Raw genomic sequence first — 2547 nt, forward strand, 5'->3', positions numbered from 1 at the left:
TTCATGGGGTCTTTCCGTCTTTCCGCGGGGAGATTGTCGCAGGGCGGGAACCTTCCGAGTAATTCCATTCGAAGCTGCCGCTGGCTTCTGCTTTGGGCCGCGGGCAGGCGTCGCGGATTCGGTCCGTGATGGCCGTATAGATTCATGATCGGCACATGTTTGTTGTTGTGTACGGTTTTTGGCCGAATAAGCGTACCTAGCGACAAACACGCGCCGATCTTGTCGGCGGGAAGCATCCGCATGTGCCGTCTGCCCGTGGATCCCGCGGGGTTAAGCTGCGCGGAGGGGAAGCCGAGTCAGTTTCCGGTCTCCCACAGAGCGGCTATTGGAAGGGATACCAGCCGGTCCCCGAACATGAGGGCTCCCTGGCGTCCGGTGTGCAGGACGATGCCGTGGACGAACTGCGGGCCCAGCAGGTCGCGGAGCGTGGTGAGGCCGCGGAAGTCGTTGCCGGTGACGGTATCGGTCGCCTTGCATTCGATGGCGATGATCTGGCCGTCGTCACGTTCTAGAAGGATGTCGACTTCGGCGCCGCCGCTGACCCGCCAATGATGGAGGCGCACCGAGCTCTCACTCCAGGTGGCCTGTTTGGCCAGTTCGTTGACGATGAAAGTTTCGATCAGCGGGCCACGGGACGTGGACACGGGCCTGGCCAGGGCCTCGGGAGAGACACCGAGCAGCGCGGCGGCAAGACCGGTGTCGGTGAGGTGCAGCTTGGGGTGTTTGACGACCCGGGCGGTCAGGTTTCGGGACCATACCGGCAGCCGGTGGATCAGGAAGACGGTTTCGAGAAGTTCCAGGTACCGACTGACCGTCGTCCGATGCAGGCCGGTCTTGTTTGCGGTGTTGGCCGTATTGTGTTCCTGGGCGGTGACCGAGGCGACGTAGGCCAGCAGGGTTCGTAGTGCGCTCGGCTCGTTGATGCGGGTCATCTCGCGTATGTCGCGTTCGGCGATGGCTTCGACATAACTGCGGAACCAAGCTCTGCGAGACCGTGTCGTTCGCATCAGCGCCGGCTCTGGGAAACCGCCGCGGCAAACCCGCTGGAAGTAGTCGGCCCGGTCGCTTGCCGTCGTCCGGAGCGCACCGAGCGACCCGGGGTCGTCAAAGGCGTGGTCGATGAAGCTGCCGGACCGGCCGTTGAACTCACCCTGGGAGAGGGGCCAGACGTCCACCACCCCAGCACGGCCGGCCAGGGACTCCGAGAGGCTTGGCGTAGTCAGGAAGCGGGTGGATCCAGCCAGGACGTACCGGCCAGGGCGCGGCGCCGCGTCGACCTCGGCCTTGACCGCCCTGACCAGAGCGTCGCCACCTCGCTGAACCTCGTCGATGAACCGTGGTTCCGTGCCGCTGCCGGTAAAGGCCACCGGGTCGCTGATCGCGGCCTGCAGGGTCTGTTCGTCGTCGAGGTTGAGCAGCGTGCCCCCGTACCGCTTCTGTAGGTGCCGCAGCAGCGTTGTCTTGCCGGACTGCCGGGGGCCGTTCAGGATCACAACTCGAAATACCGCCAGGTACTCCTCCGCGATTGAGGCGCAGGCCCGTTGCAGGTCGGTCGTTGGCACGGAAGAACTCCTGCTCGCAGCGGATGGCGGCCAGCCTGAGCGTACATCTGACGGAGGCTTGGGCCGACACTTCACAGCTATGTGGACCGACATCTCACAGCTGCTGGGACCGACGTTCCACAGGCATCTGGGCCGACCTTCCACGGGAGCCTGACGCCCGCCCGCGGCGAACGCGGCACCCGTCTGGCAAGAGAGCCCGGTATGCCGGAGGCGCCGGCATACCGGGCATACCGGCGCCAGCTCAGCGTGCCAGGGAGAGGGAGACGACCAGGTTCTCCAGGTGGAGCCCTTCCCCGTCCAGTCCGCCGGTGCAGGTGACCAGGCGCAGTTCCGGGCCAGGGGAGGGCCGGTACAGCTCCGCGTCCCGGGGTGAGGCCTTCGGGTAGCGGTCGACGCGGTCGACCGTAAAGGTGACTGTGCTGCCGTCCCTGCGTCGTACCTGGACGGCATCCCCGGTCTTCATCTGGTCCAGCTTGGCGAACACGCCCGGCTTGTGGTCCCATTCGACGTGGGCGGTCATGACAGCGGGGCCGATGTCACCGGGGGCCATCCCGGCGGAGAACCAGGCGACCTCGGCGGCGTTGGACAGCGTCTCCAGCTCGCCCGCCGCCGAATGCAGGGCCTGCCAGCGGTCGGGAGGGGACGCCGGGCCGAGGACGCCGATGGGAATGACCGGCGCGGCCTGGGGATGCCCGTCGGCGAGGAGGCGTTGAGGCAGCAACAACGCCGTGGGGATGTTGCGATCGGACGATCCCTGGCTCTGGGCCTGGCTGTTGCTGTTGCCGCCGGTCCGGCCGTCGCCTGTGCTCCCGGCGGCACTGGCGGTGGGGATGGAACCGTCTGCCGGCGGCTTTCCGCTGGATGATCCGCCGCATCCGGCAAGCATGAGGGCGACGGCGGTAACAACGGTCGTGATCGTAGCCGGGCGCCGGATTCCCCCGCGAACCCCAGCGGATGCCGCTGTGCCGGAACGCCGACCACGGGT

2 protein-coding genes are annotated in these 2547 nt (G+C 66.7%); both read right to left on the reverse strand.

From position 1 onward, the window contains the following. Positions 1-296: 296 nt before the first annotated feature. Complete coding sequence (locus tag MJ783_RS08940; protein ID WP_239309910.1) at positions 297-1562, reverse strand: ATP-binding protein; 1266 nt, start codon at positions 1560-1562, stop codon at positions 297-299. Positions 1563-1803: 241 nt separating this feature from the next. Continuing rightward, positions 1804-2547, reverse strand: a 744-nt coding sequence (locus tag MJ783_RS08945) for a class F sortase (RefSeq protein ID WP_239309911.1), incomplete at its 5' end; no start/stop codon positions are given.

Origin of the sequence: Protofrankia sp. Cj3, assembly GCF_917627355.1 — a bacterium.
Taxonomy (GTDB): Bacteria; Actinomycetota; Actinomycetes; order Frankiales; family Frankiaceae; genus Protofrankia.